Origin of the sequence: Leadbetterella sp. DM7, assembly GCF_040829825.2 — a bacterium.
In the GTDB taxonomy this organism is placed as follows: domain Bacteria; phylum Bacteroidota; class Bacteroidia; order Cytophagales; family Spirosomataceae; genus Leadbetterella.
Genome location: NZ_JBFOLH020000075.1, coordinates 1 through 278 on the forward strand (window position 1 = coordinate 1; position 278 = coordinate 278).

Here is a 278-nt window from a genome sequence, read left to right on the forward strand (position 1 = left end):
GACCCGCAGGGCCCGCCGGAGCGTGTCGGGGCGGGACCCGAGGCCCTTGGCGGTGGCCTGCAGCGCGCCCTGGAAGTAGGCCCGCGTGTCGGCGTCGAGCGACTGCAGGACCTCGTCGATCTGGACCTGCGAGACCGTCTGCGCGGCGGGAACGATCTGGTCGGTGTCGATCTCCGGCGCGCGGGGGTCACCCGGGTCGAGGTCGATCGTCATGTCCTGGAGCCCCGTCCGGGGCCGCAGCGTGAGCCGGGCCCCGCGGTGGACGCTGTCGAGCTGGT

The 278-nt window shown here is 74.5% G+C and carries 1 protein-coding gene; it reads right to left on the minus strand.

The window, feature by feature from the left end; genetic code table 11:
* Positions 1-278: hypothetical protein (locus tag AB2U10_RS19290; RefSeq protein WP_367916706.1), on the minus strand; the 278-nt coding region annotated here is incomplete at both ends.